Below are 18,944 nucleotides of genomic sequence, written 5' to 3' on the forward strand. Positions count from 1 at the left end.
CTCGCGCCGTCGTGGACGATCATGCAGACGTCTGCAATCTGACGGATATCCCGCATCCGATGCGAGCCGAACAGCACGGCAAGTCCAGTTTCGGCGATCAGCCTGCTAATGGCTGCGTTTATCAAAACCTGACTCGCGTGACCGACCCAATGGCTTGAACGACCGGCTAAACCCGACACGAAGCGGACGTTCGCCGAATCGGTGCCACGCTTAACGTGCAGTTCCTTGGCACAAGCAAACCACGTTAAGCGTGGCACCGATTCGGCGAACGTCCGCTTCGTGTCGGGTTTAGCCGGTCGTTCAAGCCATTGGGTCGGTCACGCGAGTCAGGTTTTGATAAACGCAGCCATTAGCAGGCTGATCGCCGAAACTGGACTTGCCGTGCTGTTCGGCTCGCATCGGATGCGGGATATCCGTCAGATTGCAGACGTCTGCATGATCGTCCACGACGGCGCGAGTGATCGGCCTCCCCGTCGATCGCGTTCATTCGCCCGCGTATCTGCCGTCCGGGCTGCCGGCTTCGTTCGCGGAGATCGTCAGCATCACCTGCATCAGCCATGCAAAAGCAACGGCGGGTCTGCGTCTGCCCGGAAAGGCGCCCGGGCATCGAAGCCCGCCAGTGCTACGTACGGTCACGTACCGTAGGCAAAAGCGACCGCGCGTTAATCCGTCGCCGGAATCCACGAGGCCGTCGCCGCTTCGCTTGCGCGGAACGCGGGAAACTTCGCGCCGAGCTCCGCGATCGTGCGGATGTCGTTCTTCACGAGATCATCGCGCGTGATCAGCGTCGGCTTCACGACGATCCGCCGGCCCGGATCCTGCCCCGCGACGAGCAGCGCGGCGGCCCGCACCGATACCGCGCCGACGACTGCGGGATTCGTGGCGGCCGTCGCGACCCATGCACTGCCGGGCGCGCGGATCGCCTCGATATCGGCAGTCGAAATGTCGGCGCTATAGATGCGCAACTTCGACGCCAGCTTCGCCTCGTCGGCCGCGAGCTTCGCCCCGCGCGCGAATTCGTCGTAAGGCGCGAACACCACGCGGATGTCGGGATGCGCGCGATAGGCGGCCGCGGCCTGGTTCGCGACCGATTGCGCGATCGGATTGTCGACGGTGCCCCAGCGCGCCTGCTCGCGCACCTTCGGATGCGCGCGCTTGAAGTCCCGCCACGCGGCGTCGCGCCGGTCGAGCGGCGCGAACCCGGCGACATACACGTAGCCGGCCGAGAACGCATCGCCGTTGTCCTTCACCGCCTGGTCGAGCAGCAGGTTCGCGAGGTCGCGATCGCTCTGCTCGATCTGCGGCACCTTCGGGTTAGCGAGGTCGACATCGAACGCGACGACCTTGATGCCCTTGTCCAGCGCGCGCTGCACGACGTCCTTCAGCGATTCGGGAAGCCCGTGGTTGACGATGATCGCCGACACGCCGACGCTGATCGCCTGCTGGATCTGCTCGCGCTGCTCGGTTGCGTCCTGGCGACCTTCGTAGATGCGCAGGTCGATACCGAGCGCCTTCGCCTGCTTCTGCGCGCCGGCCTCGTATGCCTGGAAGAAATCGCCGGTCGACAGGTAGTTGACGAGCGCGACCTTCACTCCGCCCTTGTCGAACGGCGCGGGTGCGCCTTTGAGCGGGCCGGCATGCGATACGGGCACGGTCAACGCGGCAACGGACAGGAGCGCGAGCGCGCGGATCATCCGGACGGGGCGGGACGAACGGCGAAACGGGAATCGCATGCGGATCTTCCTTGGCTGGTGTCGGTATCCGGAAAATCTATCAGCGCGGCGAACCGGTTCAAACCGAGCGATTCGGCAATCGATATTCCTTCGGATGGCAAATCGTTGAAGCCGACCGCGCCGCACCCGGCACAAGCATTCGAGCGCGCGCGTGATATGCGTAGCAGGAATCGATGGTTAGCGTGCGGGCGCGTTGTCATTAGAGTCGCAAAGTTCAGCCTCCTCTTTTTTTCAGCGCCCATCGACGCCATGACCCGTCCCGCCCGAACCCGTCGCACCGTTGCCGCCGCCCTGCTGACGCTCGCCGCCGTCGCCGCGCTCTCCCCTGCCCGCGCGCAAGGCGATGCGGCGACAGGTAACGCCGCCGTGCCGTCGCTGAAAGGCAAGCGCATCGGCATCACGGCGATCGGCACCGATCATTACTGGGACCTGAAGGCATACCAGGGTGCGATCGACGAAGTGAAGCGGCTCGGCGGGACGCCGATCGCACTCGACGCCGGTCGCAACGACAACCGCCAGATCGCGCAGATCCAGACGCTGATCGCGCAGAAGCCCGATGCGATCATCGAGCAGCTCGGCACGGCGAGCGTGCTCGAACCATGGCTGCAAAAGATCCGGCAGGCCGGCATTCCGCTGTTCACGATCGACACGGCCTCGCCGTCGAGCCTCAACGTCACGACCTCGGACAACTTCTTCATCGGCGAACAACTCGCGCTGAAGCTCGTCAACGACATCCACGGCGAAGGCAACATTCTCGTGTTCAACGGCTTCTACGGCGTGCCGGTGTGCGCGATCCGCTATGACCAGTTGAAGGCGGTGCTCAAGTACTACCCGAAGGTGAAGATCCTGCAGCCCGAGTTGCGCGACGTGATTCCGAACACCGTGCAGAGCGCGTACGCGCAGGTCAGCCAGCTGCTCGCGAAATACCCGAAGGGGCAGATCGCCGCGATCTGGGCCGCGTGGGACGTGCCGCAAGTCGGCGCGACGCAGGCCGTCGACGCCGCGCGCCGCAGCGAGATCAGGACCTACGCGGTGGACGGCAGCCCCGATGTCGTCGCGCTCGTGAAAGACCCGAAATCGAGCGCGGCGGCCGTGGTCGCGCAACAACCCGCGCTGATCGGCAAGACCGCGGTCGACAACGTCGCGCGCTACCTGGCCGGCGAGCGCACGCTGCCGCCCTATACGTATGTCCCGTCGCTGCTCGTCACGAAGGACAACGCCGGCTCGGCCCAGCAGACGCTCGGGCAGGCCGCCGCCCCGAAATGAGCGCCGACACGCGCCCGCCCGCGCTGGCGCTGCGCGGGATCGTCAAACATTTCGACGGCGTGCCGGCGCTGCGCGGCGCGTCGCTCGACGTCGCGCGCGGCACCGTGCACGGGCTGATCGGGCAGAACGGCGCCGGCAAGTCGACGCTGATCCGGATTCTCGCCGGCATCGACACGGCCGATGCCGGTACGATCGCGATCGACGGTGCGGCACAGGCACTCGCACACCGCGCGCCGCCGGAGGGCATCGCGTTCATTCACCAGGAGCGTCTGCTGCCGGCGACGTTCACGGTCGCCGAGGCGCTGCAGTTCGGCAACGAACCGGCCTATGGCGCGGGGCCGCTCGGGCTGCTGGCGGCACGCCGGATGCGACGCGATGCCAGCGACGCGCTGCACGCGCATTTCGGCCTCGACCTGCCGCCGAACCGCCTGATTGCCGAGTTGAGCGTCGCCGAGCGGCAGATCGTGCAGATCACGCGCGCGCTGATGCGCGACCCGCGCATCCTCGTGCTCGACGAACCGACCGCCGCGCTCGTCAGCAGCGAGGTCGACCGCCTGCTGCAGACACTCGACCGGCTGCGGCGCCGCGGGCTGACGATCCTCTACGTGTCGCACTACCTGAACGAGATCGCGTCGATCTGCGATCGCGTCACCGTGCTGCGCGACGGCACCGACGTCGCGCACGTCGACGCACGGACCACGCCGACCGAGGCGCTCGTCGCGGCGATGATCGGCACCGGGATCGCCGCACGATCGCAAGCGCCGGTGCGCGTGCCCGGCCCGTCCGCGCTGCGGGTCGCCGGCCTCGCGGCGCCCGGCCGGTTCGACGACGTGTCGTTCGAGGTCCGGCGCAGCGAAATCGTCGGTGTCACGGGGCTGCTCGGTTCCGGCGGAAAGCAGGTCGTGCGCAGCCTGTTCGGTCTCGAACGCGGCGTGCGCGGCACGGTCACGCTCGACGGCCGCGTGACACGGCTGCGCAGCCCGCGCGACGCGGTGCGTCGCGGCATCGCGTTCGTACCGGAAGACCGCCGCTCGCACGGCATCGCACCGAGCCTGTCCGTGCGCGAGAACATCACGCTCGCGAGCCTTGCGCGCTTCACCCGATTCGGTCTGGTCGCGCGGCGCCGCGAGGACGACGCGGTGCAACGGCTGATCGCCGCGCTCGACGTGCGGGCGCCCGGCCCGGACGCGCCGGTGCGCCAGCTGTCCGGCGGCAACCAGCAGAAAGTCGCGCTCGCGAAATGGCTGAGCCGTGGCGCAGATCGCACGTCGCCGGTGTATCTGTTCGACGAGCCGACGGTGGGCGTCGATATCGGCGCCAAAGCGGAAATCTACCGGCTGCTCGATCGCCTCGCACGCGACGGCGCGGCGATCCTGTTGTTCTCGAGCGACCTGATCGAGCTGCTGGACGTCACCGATCGCGTGCTCGTGATGGCACGCGGCCGGATCGTGCGCGACGTCGCGACCCGCGACGCCACGCGCCACGATCTGCTCGCGTGGGCGACCGGCGCACGCGGCCACACGCCGCGGCAGGAGGTCGCCGCATGAACCGGATCCTCGATCGCGCGCTGCCCGGAGCAGCGTTCGCGCGGCTGCCGGGCACGTTCGGCGCGCAATTCTGGCTGCGCTGGGGCGCGGCACTGGCGTTCGCCGTCGTGTGTGCGGTGTTTGCCGCGAGTTCGCCGCTCTTTCTGACCGTCGCAAACCTCGCGAACGTGCTGCAGCAGTCGGCCGTGGTCGGCATCCTCGGGTTCGGGTTGACGGCCGTACTGATCGGCGGCGGCCCCGATCCGATCCGCGGCGGTCTCGACCTGTCGGTCGCGGCGAACATGGGTCTCTGCGCAGCCGTTCAGGCCGTCGCGCTGCGCGACGGGGCGCCGGACGGCGCGGCGCTTGCGCTGATGCTGGCCACCGGCGCGGCGGTCGGCGCGCTCAACGCGTTCGCGGTGATCGCGCTGCGCATCGTCCCGCTGCTGGCCACGCTGACGACGATGAATCTGTGCGCCGGCTTCGAACTGGTGCTGACGCAGAACACGTCGGTCGCGGCGGCGAGCCCGGTGCTCGCCTTTCTGATCGACAGCGGCCCGTTCGACGTACCGCATCTCGCGCCCGCGTTGCTGATCGTCGCGTTGCTGTCTGGCGTGCTGCTGCACCGAACCCGCTTCGGCCTGCGGCTCGCCGCGACCGGTGCGCATCGCGATGCCGCCCGCGCGGCCGGGCTGCGCGTGAACGCGTATGTCGCGGCCAGCTACGTGCTGAGCGGCGTCTCCGCCGCGCTGGCCGCGCTGGCGTCGAGTGCCTTGCTGAGCGGCAGCTCGCCCGGCGCCGGCGAAAACCTGCTGGCCGTCGTCGCGGTCGCGCTGCTCGGCGTCGTGTTCTCGCGGCGGCTCGTGCCGACGATACCGGGCACGCTGCTCGCCGCGCTGTTCGTCGGCACCGTCGGCAACGGCTTCCAGCTCGACAACGTGTCGAGCTACTGGGTCAACGGCGTCGAAGGCGCGCTGATCCTGTTCGTCGTCGCGACGACCGCGCTGATTCGGCGCCGCCATACGGAACACCATGCCCATGATTGAACGGATCGGCCGCCTGCAGCGGTTCTCGCTCGTGGCGGCACTGCTCGCGGTGATCGCCTTCTTCGCCGTGTTCGCACCGGGGTTCATGCGGCCCGCCAATCTCGCCGACGTGCTGGTGAACAACTTCGCGCTGCTTGCGATCGCCGCGCTCGGGATGACGCTCGCGCTGTCGATCGGCGCGGTCGACCTGTCGCTGGGCACCGCGATCGACGTCGCGAGCCTTGTTTTCGTGCAGCTGGTCGCGCACCAGGTGGGCGTGCTGCCGGCCCTGCTCGGCGGCCTCGGTGCGGCGGTGCTGGTCGGCACGTTCAACGGCGCGCTGGTCGCCGGGCTCGGGATCGCACCGTTTCTCGCGACGCTCGGCACGCTGTTCATCGGCCAGACCGTCCAGCAGCTCGCCACCGGCGGCGGCCAGCCCGTCTACCTGCTGAACGTGGCGCTGCCGCCGTTGTTCGGCGCGCTCGCGCACGGTACGCTCGCGGGCGTGCCGGTGCCGCTGTGGTGCGTCGTCGTGCTCGCCGCGGCCGTGCATGTCGTGCTCGCGCATTCGACGTTCGGGCGCTACAGCGCCGCGCTCGGCGCGCAACCGGGCGTCGCGCGCCATTCGGGGCTGCCGGTCGCGGCGACCGTCGTGGCGACGTTCGTCGCGAGCGCGCTCGTCTACGGCGTGGTCGGCCTGCTGCTGTCGTCGACGGTCAAGGCCTATGTGCCGCAGGCCGGCAACGGCTTCCTGCTGAACGCGATCGGCGCGACCTTCATCGGCACGACGCTGTCGCCGACACGCCGTCCCGGCGTCGCCGGCACCCTGCTCGGCGTGCTGCTGATCAGCCTCGTCGCCAACGGGCTGTTGCTGATCGGCTGGAACTTCTACTGGCAGCAGGTCGCCACCGGCGCGCTGATCCTCGCGGTGCTCGCGCTGAGTTTCATGGGGCGGCGTGTGCGCGCCGCGTGAGCCGCCCCACGCCGTGCCCCCGCCCCCTACGCCGCGCTCAGGCGCGGGCGTCCGCGCGCCGGCCGATGCCGAACGTGAACGCCAGCGCGAGCACCAGCAGCGCCCCTTTCACGAAATCCTGCAGGTAATACGGCGCATTCAGCATCGTCAGGCCGTTGAGCAGCACCCCGACGAACACGGCCCCGACCACGGTGCCGAACACGTTCGGCCGTTTCGCGCCCCACACCGCGTACCCGACCAGCGCGGCGGCCACCGCGTCGAGCAGCAGCGAGTGCCCGGCGCTGACGTCGCCGCGCCCGACGCGGGCAGAGATCAGCACGCCCCCCAATGCCGCGATTGCGCCCGATACGACATACGCCGCGACCCGGTAGCGCGCCGCCGGCGCACCGGCCAGCCGCGCGGCCGTCTCGTTGCCGCCGATCGCATAGATCACGCGGCCCCAGCGTGTCGCTTCCATCGCGACGCAAGCCAGCACCGTCACCGCCGCCAGTATCAGAACCGGCAACGGCACCACGTCGAACACGCGCAGGCGCCCGAGCGCGAGAAACGCGTCGGGAAACATGCCGCTCGCTTCCGTGCCGTCGGGCAGCACCGAACCGGTCGCGAGCGAACGCCCGCCGGTCGGAATCAACTGCAGGCCCGCGAGCAGGAACAGCGTGCCGAGCGTCGCAAGCTGGTCCGGCACGCGCAAGCGCGTGATCAGCACACCGTTGAACAGGCCGGCTGCCACACCGAGCGCCACGCAGGCCGCCACCGCCGCGAGCGCGCTGCCGTGCCAGACCACCAGCACGTAGCTCGCCGCCATCTGCGCGGATGCGGCGATGCTGCCCACCGACAAGTCGAAGCCGCCCGCCGCGAGCGTGATCGTCACACCGATCCCGAGCAGCGCGACGATCGACACCGCCTGCAGGATGCTGAACAGGTTGTCCACGTTCAGGAACGCGGGCTCGTTGACGGTAAAGACGACCACCAGCGCGGCGAGCACGAGCAGGATGCCGGTGCGTTCGAGGCCGGCGCGCAGGCGGGCCGACGCGGACAGCGCCGGCCTGGTGGACGGCGCATCGGGTGCAACGGCGGGCGTGGCGGATTTCAGCATCGTTATGGGTCAGTCCGACGGATGGGAGGATGAATGATCGAGCGTCGCGCGATCGAACCGGACGACTCGATCGGCGACTTCGACCGCTTCCTCGAGATCGCTGACGAACACGAGCGTCGCGCGTTCGTGCGCATGGCGCCGCAACATGTCGACGATATCGGCGCGCGCACCGGCGTCGATGCCCTGGAACGGTTCGTCGAGCAGCAGCAGCCGCGCGGGTTCCGCGTGCCAGCGGGCGAGCACGACCTTCTGCTGGTTGCCACCGGACAGCCGCACGAGACGGTCGTCGGGCCCCGTGCAGCGAATCCCGAAGCGCGCGATCGCGGCGGCGGCCGCCGTGCGCTCGCGCGCGGCGCGCACCGCGCCGCCGCCGAACCAGCGCGACAGGAACGGGAAGCTGATGGTGCCCGCGATCGACGCAAACGGTACGCTGTCGGGAAACAGCGACGTGCGCCAGCGGTCCTCGCCGGCGAGGAACACGCCGGCGCGAATCGCGTCGGCAGGTGAACGCGGGTGCCACGGCCTGCCGTCGAGCGTCATCGCGCCCTGCGCCGCGCGCACGGCGCCGAAGATCGTGTTTGCGAGGCGCGACTTGCCGCCGCCGACGGGCCCCGCGATCGCGACGATCTCGCCGCGCCGCACGTCGAGATCGAACGGCGCGCTGGCCTGCGTCAGGCGCAACCCGCGCACGCTCAGGCCGCCGTCGCCGGGCCGCGCGATCGGCGCCGGGCCCAGCGCACGCGCCTTCGGCAACGGCCGCCCGACCATCGTTTCGACCGCCGCGTCGAAATCGACCGGAGCGGCGAGATCGGCGACGATCCGTCCGTCGCGCACGATCGCGACGCGATCGGCGATACGGCGCAGGTCGCCGAGCCGGTGCGACACCAGCAGGACCGCGACGCCTTCGTCACGCAATGTAACGAGCAGCGCGAACAGGCGCTCGGCCTCCGGCGCCGACAGGCTCGCGGTCGGTTCGTCGAGGATCAGCAGGCCCGGCTGCCCGGCAAGTGCTCGCGCGAGCGTCACGCGCTGCTGGTCCGCCAGCGAAAGCGACGCGAGCGGCGCCGCCAGGTCGGCGTCGAGCCCGACGCGTTCGGCGAGCGGCCGTGCGGCATCGCGCCGGGCGGCCGGCGGCACGCGCCACGGCGATGCCGGATCGCACAGCCGGTCGAGCAGCAGGTTGTCGGCGATCGACAGCGCCGGCACCACTGCGTCGGCAACCGACTGATGCACGGTCGCGATGCCGAGTTGCTTCGCCGCGTGCGGCGAAGCGGGCCGGTAAGGCGTGCCGCGCAGCGTCAGCGTGCCGCCGTCGTGACGGATCACGCCGCTCAGGATCTTGACGAACGTCGATTTGCCCGCGCCGTTGGCCCCCATCAGCGCGACGACCTCGCCGGCGCCGATCGACAGGTCGAGCGATGCGAGCGCGGTCGTCGCGCCGAAGCGCTTCGACACGCCGATGGCCGTCAGGACGGGCTGCCGCGCGACGCGATGCCGTCGATCAATTCGGGAATTTGATGAAGTCGTCGTCAATGGCGTGTCGAAAAGATGTGCCTCTCGGCGAGCGGCGCCATGTGCGCAACGCCACCCGGTCACCGGAAACGTGCGACGGGACGCTTTGCGCAGGGCAATCCCGCTTGGGCGGGGACAGCGTGCCGCGGCTTATCGGCTTCGGCTTCCACGTCGATCCACGTTGAGCATGACTGCGCCGCGCAGGCATCGACGCCGATTCGGCCAATCTAGCGTGCCGCACGACGTACCCGCAAACAACGATTTCTGTCATCGATATGACGTGGGCGAGAATCCCGAATTCGCACCTTGTCACGCCCCTTGCGCTGCCGGGGATGTGCGAACCGCTGCGTGACGCGCACCAATATTTTTTTTGTTTACCAGACTTTGTTTACCTGAAAACATAGCCCCGCAGTTCGCGCGATTCGCAAAGAGTCTGGACATGTACGGATACGCGTATCGCCGGCCCGGCATCGACCTGAAGACGCGGCACCCCGTCACGCTTGGAGTAATCAGTGCGATGAGCGGCTGCGAGAATCCATTGCGTTTCCAGCCTGGCGCTGCCTCTGCATCCCGGCATATCGGCCGAGCAGATCCGCGAGGTATTCATTGCAAGGTTTTGCCGGGAATGCGCGGGCGTTCAATGCGGCAGCCATTTTCAAATCCGTCGCCGACACGTTTCAGAATAACGAATAGCATGATGCCCTCGACCCGGTGGCAACTGATCGTGACGTATGTGTGCGCCGACGCAGCCGTGACGGTTTCGTCTCGCATCCTGCAGTTCTATGCCACCTGGCTTTTGCTCAAGGGTCTCGCGAACCCGTCGGCGCTCACGCTGACGCTGGTCGCAACGTGGGCGACGACCCTGCTGACCCTTCCGTTCACCGGCATCGTCGCCGACCGGGTCCGCAAAAGTACGGTTTTGCTGGGCGCATCGCTGCTTGCCCTTGCGTCGGTGATACCGGTCGTCGTCGTCGCACTTGCGCTTCACGGCACCAACACGAACTGGCTTATCGTCGTCATCGTCGTCGCAAGCGTGACTTCGAGTGTCGCCGTGGCGGCCCTCATGCCGCTGAGCACACCGCTCATACCTGAAATTTCGCCGGATGCCGACGAGGTTCGTCGAGGTCTGCGCCTGAAGGCATCGGCTTTCATCCTGAATATCCTGTTCGGCCCGACGCTGGCAGGTTTCATGATCGGGGCATTCGGCGGCGAGTCCGCGCTATGGGTGAGTGTCGCAAGCAGTTGTCTCGGCGTCGTAGCGGCGCTCGCCTTCCACATGTCGTTCAGCGCGGGGCAATTGGTGCACGCGCGCTCCGGCGAAGCGCCGTCGTTTTTCCAGGATCTGCGCCGCGGGATGCAGCGGGTGCTCGGTATTCGCGCCGAGCGGGCGATCGCGACAGCGTCGCTGCTTGCCAACATGCTGTTCGTCCCGTTCGTTTTCTTCCTGTTGCCGGCCAAGGTTCTCGCGGAGGGAGGCTCGATGCTGAACGTCGCCGGCATTGAACTGTCATTAGGTGCGGGCGTATTGGCGGCTTCGGCCTTGCTGATCCGGCAGGCACGACGCATTGTTTCCGATCACGCCATTTCGATCGTCGGCATTGCAATGATCGGCGCCTCCATCTTCGCGTTCGGTTGCTCGCACATGCTCGCCGTCTGGTGCATGCTCGGTTTCGCATTGGGTACCGGATTGACGATGTTCAACGTCACCGTCAATTCGAAACGGGCAATGGCCATTCCAGCCGGGCATCGTGCCGGCATGGAATCGAGCCTGATGTTTCTTTGCACGGCCGCCGCTCCATTGGGTATCTGGATGTCGGGCGCGGCGCTGAAAGCCTTGTCGCCAAACGCAGTCATCATCTACGGCAGCGAACTTTTCGTACTTGCGCTCCTTTGCATTGCCTTTTCCAGGCCGTTGAGGCTCATGCTCAATTCCGACGATGGCGGCTTGCCCCACTATCTCCAGACCAACCGGGAACTGTTCGACCTTCAATCGCCGTCGTGACCTGTCCATTCCTGCCAGTGCCGGGTGAGGCTTCGTCACTGTCGACGGGGTTCGAGTCCCGGCTGAAGTTCGCGTATGACGATCAGCTCGAATAACGCTCAACGCATGCGCCAGAGCTGTTTCCCCACAGGGTTCGCGCATACTTCGCGGCCTCGCAGCCAGGCGCATCAGTTCACAAATCAAAATCAATGTGCCAATATGACCGGCATGGAACTCCGTAACGTCCCGAACCAATCTCGTCATCATCACGGCCGTCACTCGATGCGCCGTGGTTCGTTACATCCATAGCAGGACATCCGGGATTGCAGTTCCCCCTTCCTGTACAAACGACCAAGGCGCCTACGGCGCCTTTTTTATTTTTTACCCCGAGGAGAACGCTCATGACCATGATCAAGCTCGACATGTAAGTAGCGTTCCTGCAGGTTCTCGCACAGATACTTGGACAACGTGCTTTTGCCCGAGCTACTTGGCCCGTTAAGTACAACGATGGCTCCCGGAGGGGGGAGCGTTTCGGTGATCGGCATCACGGAGCCCGTTCTAAGCCCGAAGGGGCGACTAGCTGATTGATAGGCGATATTGCGTCAGTCCCGGACGATCAATGCGTTCCTTGATCGCAAAGCCATGGCGCTCGTAGAACGGAATATTGCGCGACTCAGCGGTTTCCAAGGAAATCGTCCCAGATGGTTCGATCTCGCGAAGATGCGCCAAGGTCGCATTTAGGAGCGTCGACCCGATCCCTTCGCCTTGTAGCATCGGGGACACACCGATGAACTCAATCCAGCTTGAGTTTGCAACAGAGGAGTTCGAGCCAGAACTCTCGCGAAGCAGATCGATTCTTCGCAAGGATAGTTCGCCACAGGTGCTTGCGATCTGATGTCCCAGCTCGGCAAAGTTGCCGGATGATTCTGCGCGGGACGCCGGCGCAAAGTAGCTCACGGCAACTGACCTGCCTGATTTCTTCGGACCATGTCAATCTTGGAGAACGGCCTCGGTTGCTTCAGTTGAACAATACCGCTGCTTGAACTCGTCGGGCGTCAGATAGGCCAGACTCGAATGCGGTCGGATGGCATTGTAGTGACGCCGCCACTGCTCGATCACAACCTTCGCTTCCGTGCGCGTTCGAAACCATTCAAGGCTCAAGCATTCATCTCGGAACTTGCCGTTGAAGCTCTCGTCCGCGCCGTTCTGCCAAGGCTTGCCGGGATCGCTAAGCGCCAAGTCCATGCCGTTCTGTGCCGCCCACTTCAGGATGGCCCGCGATACGAACTCTGGGCCGTTGTCCGAACGCAAGTAACGAGGCGCACCATGAAGGCTGACCAGTTGGGACAGGACTTCGATGACCCGTCCGGAACGAATCGATCCGGCCACATCGATTGCCAGGCATTCACGCGTGTACTCATCGATCACCGTCAGACACTTCAACTGCTGGCCGTTGGCGCACGCGTCGAATACGAAGTCGTACGCCCAGACGTGTCGTGCCGCCGTCGCCGGCTGCGGTCGAGGGCGATGGACCGACACGCGTCGACGGGGTCGCTTGCGCGGCACCTGCAACCCGGCAAGACGCCACAGCCGCCAAGCCCGGTCGGCGCTCATCGGGTGACCTTGCCGCTCCAGAACGATCTGGATGCGGCGGTAACCATAACGCGGATATTGCGCCGACAGAATGCTCATCGCTGCCAGCACCGGCGCGTCCCGCACGGCCAGCGTCGATTCGTAATGCAGCGCCGATCGGGCGACCGACATCAGCGCGCACGCACGTCGCTCCGACAGGCCCCGTGCTTTCACGTAGGTGACCTGCTGGCGTCGGGCGGGCGCGCTCACCACTTTTTTGCGTTGATCTCTTTCATCACGTCCAGCTCGAGATCGCGCTCGGCCAGCATCTTCTTCAGCCGCGCATTCTCTTGCTCGAGCTGCTTGAGCCGCTTCACGTCGGCAGCCTCCAGCCCGCCGAAATGTTGTCGCCAGTTGTAAATGGTTTGCTCGCTGACCCCGTGCTTCTTCGCAACTTCCGCGACCGGCGCCTTGTCCGCCTCGCGCAGGATGGTGACCATCTGTTCTTCGGTAAACCGGCTCTTCTTCATGACTTCCTTTTCTCCGTTGGAAGCCATTCTCTCAAGTTTCAACTGGTCCAAAAATTCCAGGGCAGGTCAGTCCCAGAGCGTTACCACGACCGGCTTCGTTAGGTGCGCCGACTGGTTGGCGAGATGAGATTGTCGGTCGCGATACTCGGCAGGAGCCGCTTCGCGTAGAGCGCCACGGGAAAATTGAAGGTACCGCGCAAGTTGATGCCTTCTATATGAGTGGGGGCGATTCGCCGGAGCTGCTCGGTTGCGATTGGATGACCTCGACTTACTTCGATATTTTCCAGGGCGCGTTATCAGAATGCGAAGGAAGACATTCTAGCTGAGCCGATATCGGTCACTCAGACTTCCTGATTGACAAGGAACCTCATCAAAAGACCGCTTGCGTTGAACCAGCATGCGTTTGTCAATCTCGACGACGCACGCAAGCGAATTGAAGCGTGGCGCACTGACTACAACTCGTTGCGCCCGCATAGTGCCTTGGGGAACGTGGCGCCGGACCAATTCCGGCAACTGCATCAACCGGGAACCGGCGAGTCCACTAAATTGCGAATGGTGTACTCGGCGAGGTAAGGTCACCGAAACACTAACACTCAATTGTGTCCAGAATTCCTAGAGCAGTTCAATATTGACGAGTTTGTTCGAGCGCGTGTCGGGAGATGCAGGAGCAAGTCCGCAGAGCCCCCCTTCCTGGGAAGTATTTCATTTTAATTCCACTTTTCTTTCGCAATAATTATGTAATAAATATGTTTGAAAAAAATAATATACGACCGCCAAATAAAAAATTCCCAGAATTGGGATATTGCGAAGGAATTTCCACTTGGGTATGATGAATCGCATGACACTTTTGTGACAGTTACACAGATCGATGCATTTATGTAGATTGTTTATGTGATCGTTGTCGAATTTTTTGTCATGAAGCCCCGCTATTTTTGGGTGGTGCTCGCTCGCGCTCGCGTTTATGTGCGACCGGACATTGTTCGCTCATTTTGATGACGGCCAGAAATTTCCTGAGAGATTAGACGTTACAAAAATGAAAAACCCGGCTTTTGCGTTCGGAAGCAAGGCTTCCACGTTGGCGACTCTTGCCAACCTCATCACTCATGGTCGTGTTTTGGACCAATGCGCATTTACCGTCCACGATTGGCGAGAAAATGCGGATGCTGTCGAGAAAGAAATTGTGCGTCGCTTCGGTTGCATTCCACTTATCGTTCGCTCCAGTGCATTGTCTGAAGACACCGGGACTTCGTCAAACGCAGGGAAATACTTATCGGTAGGTAACGCTGTTGGGCTCACGTCTGTCAGAGATGCGATCGAGCGAGTCATCAAGTCTTACGGATCCGCGCTTGATCATGATGAAGTGTTTGTTCAACCAATGTTGAACTGTGTTCGGAGATCGGGCGTTGCCATGACGCGAGACCCCGAAACTGGGGCGCCATACACTGTAATCAATTACTCGGAGAGTAGCGACACCGCAGCTGTTACATCCGGGGCAGGTGAAGTTCGAACCGTCATCGTGCATTCTGGTAGTCAAGCACGCCTCTCATCGCCGGTGGCCGCGATCCTACCACTTCTCGATGAACTGATCGAGATCACAAATAATGATGCGCTTGACGTTGAGTTCGCGATGGATGAAGCAGGAGTCGTGCTCCTGCAGGTCCGGCCGATGACGACCGTAAAATCCAGCCCGGCGCCGCGACTCCATGCCGCCTACATTCTCGAACAAATCAATTCGACCTTGCCGACGGTTAGCGCACGAAAGCACAACACGTTCAGCGTGATGTCGGACTGGAATCCGGCTGAAATGATCGGCATCAAGCCTCGATCGCTTGCATATTCTCTTTACCGCGAACTGATCACGCGGATGAACTGGGCCTCTGCTCGCTTTCGGTATGGGTATCGTGATCTTCGGCATCGCGAATTGATGATCTGTCTCGGTGGTAGTCCCTATATCGACGTGGCGTCTAGTGTCGAATCATTCATTCCAGCCGGCGTTCCAGCGGACGTTGCGCATCGCATCGTTGAACACTGTTCCCGATACGTCTCGGATCACCCGGCTTTGCACGACAAGCTCGAGTTTGCGGTTATCCCTACCTGTTACGTTCCGCACCTCAACGTCGACTTTTCCTCCTATCCCCACTTGGCCGACGCGCTGTCCCACATCGAACGAAAGGTATATCTCGACCAACTTAAGTCGCTGACCGAGCAGATCGTAGCACCAGGCAGCGTGTTTTATCGCGATCTCGATCTTTTGCCACTGCACGCCCGAAAACTTGCACGTTACAAAGCAGATCGAAGCGACACCGCTATCTCATTCTGGCAGTGCATCTCCGACGCAAGCGTGGTCGCCGAGACATTTTCCGGTCTCGCTCGAGCAGCATTCATCGCGACTGCATTGTTGAAGGACCTCGAACATGCCGACGAGCGACTTACTGGGTTGACTGATCAAGTGACGGCTAGCGTTCGTACGATAGGCAAGCAAATCGCGGATGACTATACAGACCTGGAACTTCATGCGTTCTTGGAGCAACACGGACACGTCCGCCCCGGCACCTACGACGTCACTATCGAGCGTTACGATGAAGCTCCGGATCGATACTTCAAGCGGACGGAGGCGCGAAAGGACCCAAGCAGTCCCATCGCCGACGTAAGTCAATTCATCTCAAACATTACTACGCAGCTCCGCGCTTGCGAGTTGGGCTTCGACGCATTTCAACTGATCACTTTCGCGAAAGCCGCCATTCACGCGAGAGAACAGTCGAAGTATGTCTACGCCGGCTTAGTCTCTGAAGCGCTTTCCCGCCTCACTGAATGGGGTGCTGCCCGTGGGATAAACCGCAACTGCCTGAGTCATCTATCCCTCAATGATCTCCGTGTCGCAATGGAATCGTACGGCCGAGACGTCGACCTTCTGGCCAAGGGGCGGAAAAACGAGGATGTATGGGCGAGGGATTTGAGCGTGCGAACGCCCGCCGTGTTCAACCATTCCGACAATTTCTTCGCATTCGAGATAAGCGGAACGAAGCCAAACTACATCACCAGCAAGACAATCTCGGCCGCACCTATCGTGCTTACCGGCAGCGAATCAACAGACGCAGACCTGAACGGAAAGATCGTGCTCATAGAGAGTGCCGATCCAGGTTACGATTGGATTTTCACCCACCCGATTGACGGTTTTGTCACAGCATTCGGTGGAGAAAACTCCCATATGAGTATCCGCGCTCGTGAATTCGGCATCCCCGCCGCTATTGGGGTCGGCCCGGAGGTATTCCGAGCGCTGGCGCGTGCGAGCAATATCATACTGAGCTGCAAAGACCAGCGAATTCATTCTGCTTGACGAGAAGAAGCGCCCGATAAGCCCTACCAAAAAAATTAAATAAATCAGCAATCCTATGGAAAAGATATTTATTCTGATCGAGAGCAGCTCGACCGGCACTGGTCTCGCGATGATCAAGAAGCTCTGCGAACTAGGGTACTCACCGTGGGTGATCAGCAATAATCCGGGTCGATTCGACTTTCCCGATATCCCTCAGCTTCGGCTTCTTCATGTCGACACGAACGACGAAAGCCGATTGATCGAGTTTCTTCTTCAGCATGAGCGGCGCGATGAGTTCGTCGGCGTGTCAACCGTATACGATTTCTACGTTCCTGCGGTGGCCGCAGTTGCACGTGCACTGGCTCTGCCCGGCCCGCATGTCGACTCCGCGAGAAGAGCGAGACATAAACATAATCAGCGAACCGTCTTCGCTCATCACGGCCTTCCCCAGCCGAAGTTTGCCGTCTGTAGTACGGTGGATGAAGCACTTTCTGCTTCACGAGAAATCGGATATCCGCTTGTCTGCAAGCCCGTCAGCGGTGCTGGTAGCGTGGGTGTCAAGTACATCACGTCTGACGACGAACTGAATGTACACGCTGGAACCTGGCTGTCCCGTACAGAGACCCATAGAGGCGTACCGATCCAACAAAAGGTCCTGCTCGAGGAGTTCGTCTGTGCCCCCGAAGTATCGGTTGAAGTCTTCGATGGCATGGCCGTGGCGGTCTGCGATAAATTCGTTAGCCCATTACCGGTTTTCCTTGAAGTTGGACACGAAGTGCCATCCGCCCTTCCAAGCGATCTTGCGCAATCGGCATGCAAACTCGCGGAAGACGCCGTCAAGGCGCTCGGTTTGGATTGGGGGTGCTGCCACGTGGAGCTCCATGTGACCCGCGATGGCCTCTCCGTGATCGAAGTGAATCAGCGGATCGCTGGTGATCTGATTCCCCTGTTGGTAGAAGAAGCCACTGGTGTTGACTTACTGTCGGCGGCAATTCTCAAGGCGGTCGGAGTAACTCCAAGTCTGAACGGAACGCGCAACCGAGTCAGCCGTATTGCATTCCTCGTTTCGGGTGAAATACCGTCCGCGATACGCGATACCTTCGAGACGATAGTTTCTGAAGGTGGTGCGCTGGATGCGCACCTTGGGATGGATCACGGTAAAGGCCTCCACTATGGCGACTCTCGCGATCGTATTGGTCATCTTATTGTGAGCGGGCCTAGTCGGTCGTCCGTCCGAGATAACCTCAACAAACTGCTTGTGAAGTTGTCCGGGAAAGAGCGTGTCTTAGCCTCCCCATCCCATAGCGACCAACCTCGGTACGCATCTGCATGCAACGTCAGCTGAGCACACTCTCCGGACATATCAACCTGACGACCATGGTTGAGCGCTGGGACCTGAAAATCCCATTTGTCACCGCGCGCGGCTCTCGCACTGAGGTGGAAGTGATAGTTGTCGAGATCGCGGCCGATGGACATACCGGCCGCGGCGAAGCAACCCCGAGCCGGAGCCTCGGTGAAAGCGCCAGCTCGTGTCTCGGTGAGATTGCAAAGGCCTTTGGTACCGGGGTGTTGACGGCCACCGACGTTGGGTGCCGCGTCGCGATGATGCCGTCGGGCGCAGCGCGAAGCGCGCTCGATAGCGCGATCTGGGACCTTGCTGCAAAACATTGTGGGACCCGTGCGTGGACTATGGCGTCAATGCAAACACCGACTACAAGGAAGACGATCCAAACAATCAGTGCTGGACCGCCCGACGAGATGGTGAGCCAAGCGCTGATGTTCGGCTCAGCCGAAGTGCTGAAGTTAAAGCTGAATGGGAGAGATGATGATCGAAAAGTTCGTGCGGTAAGACTCGCCCTACCGAACGCACGGCTTATTGTCGATGCCAACGAGTCGTGGACGATGAATCAACTCGCGACGTGGTCCGTGACGATGAGGGAGCTCGGGGTTGAGCTGATAGAGCAGCCCCTTCCCGCAGGATCGGATACTGCGCTATCGCACTTCAATCGCATCGTGCCGATCTGCGCTGACGAAAGTTTTACGGACCCGAATGACCTCTCGGCTATCGCCTCGCGTTATGACTTCGTCAACATCAAACTCGACAAGCTCGGGGGGCTTTCGTCCGCACTGGTAGCGGCAACGATCGCAGAGTCGCACGGTCTTGGGATCATGCTCGGATGCATGATTGGCACGTCACTCGGCATGGCACCATCAACGATGTTGTTCGATCGGGCCACGTACATCGATGTCGACGGACCGTCATTCCTCGCATCGGATCGCGAGCCGACTCTCTGGTGCGATGGCGTGGTATCCGCCCCGCGTCCGGCGCTCTGGGGCTGATCCGCATTTCGCCATACCACCACCTGAACTTACTGTCATCACCGCATCAATATGGACCCGCAACACCTGCAATC

General features: G+C 62.8%; 13 protein-coding genes and 2 pseudogenes. 9 read left to right on the forward strand and 6 right to left on the reverse strand.

All coding sequences use genetic code 11. The features are described from left to right. Window positions 1-662: 662 nt before the first annotated feature. A complete protein-coding gene (locus tag FOZ70_RS34285; protein WP_258025811.1) occupies window positions 663-1,694 on the reverse strand; it encodes a substrate-binding domain-containing protein in 1,032 nt (343 codons plus the stop codon). A gap of 288 nt (window positions 1,695-1,982) precedes the next feature. Here FOZ70_RS34285 and FOZ70_RS34290 point away from each other — a divergent pair, with 288 nt between their 5' ends. Genes FOZ70_RS34290 through FOZ70_RS34305 form a run of 4 tightly spaced genes read left to right on the forward strand, consistent with a single transcriptional unit; the run spans window position 1,983 to window position 6,523 of the window. Continuing rightward, window positions 1,983-2,999, forward strand: a complete 1,017-nt coding sequence (locus FOZ70_RS34290) for a sugar ABC transporter substrate-binding protein (RefSeq protein WP_059489418.1) — start codon at window positions 1,983-1,985, stop codon at window positions 2,997-2,999. Continuing rightward, window positions 2,996-4,546, forward strand: a complete 1,551-nt coding sequence (locus FOZ70_RS34295; RefSeq protein ID WP_219707678.1) for a sugar ABC transporter ATP-binding protein — start codon at window positions 2,996-2,998, stop codon at window positions 4,544-4,546. The genes FOZ70_RS34290 and FOZ70_RS34295 overlap by 4 nt, the downstream gene beginning before the upstream one ends. Then, a complete protein-coding gene (locus FOZ70_RS34300) occupies window positions 4,543-5,571 on the forward strand; it encodes an ABC transporter permease (RefSeq protein ID WP_219707679.1) in 1,029 nt (342 codons plus the stop codon). The genes FOZ70_RS34295 and FOZ70_RS34300 overlap by 4 nt, the downstream gene beginning before the upstream one ends. Further along, window positions 5,564-6,523 carry an ABC transporter permease gene (locus FOZ70_RS34305; protein ID WP_124627875.1) on the forward strand — a complete coding sequence of 320 codons (960 nt, stop codon included), beginning with the start codon at window positions 5,564-5,566 and terminating at the stop codon, window positions 6,521-6,523. The genes FOZ70_RS34300 and FOZ70_RS34305 overlap by 8 nt, the downstream gene beginning before the upstream one ends. 37 nt (window positions 6,524-6,560) lie before the next feature. Here the strand turns inward: FOZ70_RS34305 and FOZ70_RS34310 are convergent, their stop codons facing one another. Both FOZ70_RS34310 and FOZ70_RS34315 read right to left on the reverse strand, forming a co-directional pair. Next, the gene (locus FOZ70_RS34310; RefSeq protein ID WP_021160262.1) at window positions 6,561-7,619 is read right to left on the reverse strand and encodes an ABC transporter permease; all 1,059 of its coding nucleotides are present in this window, start codon (window positions 7,617-7,619) and stop codon (window positions 6,561-6,563) included. Between the two features lie 9 nt (window positions 7,620-7,628). Further along, window positions 7,629-9,152: a sugar ABC transporter ATP-binding protein gene (locus FOZ70_RS34315; RefSeq protein WP_219707680.1), complete on the reverse strand. Its 1,524-nt coding sequence runs from the start codon at window positions 9,150-9,152 to the stop codon at window positions 7,629-7,631. Between the two features lie 673 nt (window positions 9,153-9,825). Here FOZ70_RS34315 and FOZ70_RS34320 point away from each other — a divergent pair. Next, entirely contained in the window at window positions 9,826-11,133 is a 1,308-nt protein-coding gene (locus FOZ70_RS34320) for an MFS transporter (protein WP_219707681.1), read from the forward strand. A 555-nt stretch (window positions 11,134-11,688) separates the two neighbouring features. On the opposite strand, the gene FOZ70_RS34330 is transcribed toward FOZ70_RS34320, so the two are convergent. From FOZ70_RS34330 to FOZ70_RS34340, 3 genes and pseudogenes are all read right to left on the reverse strand, one after another. Continuing rightward, window positions 11,689-12,069: a GNAT family N-acetyltransferase gene (locus tag FOZ70_RS34330; RefSeq protein ID WP_124469054.1), complete on the reverse strand. Its 381-nt coding sequence runs from the start codon at window positions 12,067-12,069 to the stop codon at window positions 11,689-11,691. Between the two features lie 33 nt (window positions 12,070-12,102). Then, a protein-coding gene (locus FOZ70_RS34335) for an IS3 family transposase (protein ID WP_124469057.1) occupies window positions 12,103-13,214 on the reverse strand; the annotation gives its coding sequence in 2 pieces (ribosomal slippage) (window positions 12,103-12,965 and window positions 12,965-13,214; 1,113 coding nt in all). A gap of 98 nt (window positions 13,215-13,312) precedes the next feature. After that, window positions 13,313-13,507: pseudogene (locus tag FOZ70_RS34340) on the reverse strand (hypothetical protein); the annotation flags it as partial. 94 nt (window positions 13,508-13,601) lie between these two features. On the opposite strand from FOZ70_RS34340, the pseudogene FOZ70_RS34345 reads away from it, so the two are divergent. The 4 genes and pseudogenes from FOZ70_RS34345 to FOZ70_RS34360 form a co-directional block, all read left to right on the forward strand. Next, a pseudogene (locus tag FOZ70_RS34345) lies at window positions 13,602-13,787 on the forward strand (integrase core domain-containing protein); the annotation flags it as partial. A 460-nt stretch (window positions 13,788-14,247) separates the two neighbouring features. Continuing rightward, on the forward strand, window positions 14,248-16,551 hold the full coding sequence (locus tag FOZ70_RS34350; protein WP_219707682.1) for a PEP/pyruvate-binding domain-containing protein: 2,304 nt from the start codon (window positions 14,248-14,250) through the stop codon (window positions 16,549-16,551). Between the two features lie 55 nt (window positions 16,552-16,606). Continuing rightward, window positions 16,607-17,875: an ATP-grasp domain-containing protein gene (locus FOZ70_RS34355; RefSeq protein WP_219707683.1), complete on the forward strand. Its 1,269-nt coding sequence runs from the start codon at window positions 16,607-16,609 to the stop codon at window positions 17,873-17,875. Continuing rightward, window positions 17,860-18,870: a dipeptide epimerase gene (locus FOZ70_RS34360; RefSeq protein WP_048027589.1), complete on the forward strand. Its 1,011-nt coding sequence runs from the start codon at window positions 17,860-17,862 to the stop codon at window positions 18,868-18,870. Before FOZ70_RS34355 ends, FOZ70_RS34360 begins: the two co-directional genes overlap by 16 nt. The last annotated feature ends 74 nt before the right edge of the window (window positions 18,871-18,944 follow it).

This window comes from Burkholderia sp. COPS, assembly GCF_019425585.1.
Taxonomy (GTDB): domain Bacteria; phylum Pseudomonadota; class Gammaproteobacteria; order Burkholderiales; family Burkholderiaceae; genus Burkholderia; species Burkholderia cepacia.

Coding starts and splice junctions, on each gene's coding strand:
- FOZ70_RS34290 (WP_059489418.1), top strand. CDS start 1,983: ATGACCCGTCCCGCCCGAACCCGTCGCACCGTTGCCGCCGCCCTGCTG.
- FOZ70_RS34285 (WP_258025811.1), bottom strand. CDS start 1,694: ATGATCCGCGCGCTCGCGCTCCTGTCCGTTGCCGCGTTGACCGTGCCC.
- FOZ70_RS34310 (WP_021160262.1), bottom strand. CDS start 7,619: ATGCTGAAATCCGCCACGCCCGCCGTTGCACCCGATGCGCCGTCCACC.
- FOZ70_RS34350 (WP_219707682.1), top strand. CDS start 14,248: ATGAAAAACCCGGCTTTTGCGTTCGGAAGCAAGGCTTCCACGTTGGCG.
- FOZ70_RS34360 (WP_048027589.1), top strand. CDS start 17,860: ATGCAACGTCAGCTGAGCACACTCTCCGGACATATCAACCTGACGACC.
- FOZ70_RS34300 (WP_219707679.1), top strand. CDS start 4,543: ATGAACCGGATCCTCGATCGCGCGCTGCCCGGAGCAGCGTTCGCGCGG.
- FOZ70_RS34320 (WP_219707681.1), top strand. CDS start 9,826: ATGATGCCCTCGACCCGGTGGCAACTGATCGTGACGTATGTGTGCGCC.
- FOZ70_RS34355 (WP_219707683.1), top strand. CDS start 16,607: ATGGAAAAGATATTTATTCTGATCGAGAGCAGCTCGACCGGCACTGGT.
- FOZ70_RS34295 (WP_219707678.1), top strand. CDS start 2,996: ATGAGCGCCGACACGCGCCCGCCCGCGCTGGCGCTGCGCGGGATCGTC.
- FOZ70_RS34305 (WP_124627875.1), top strand. CDS start 5,564: ATGATTGAACGGATCGGCCGCCTGCAGCGGTTCTCGCTCGTGGCGGCA.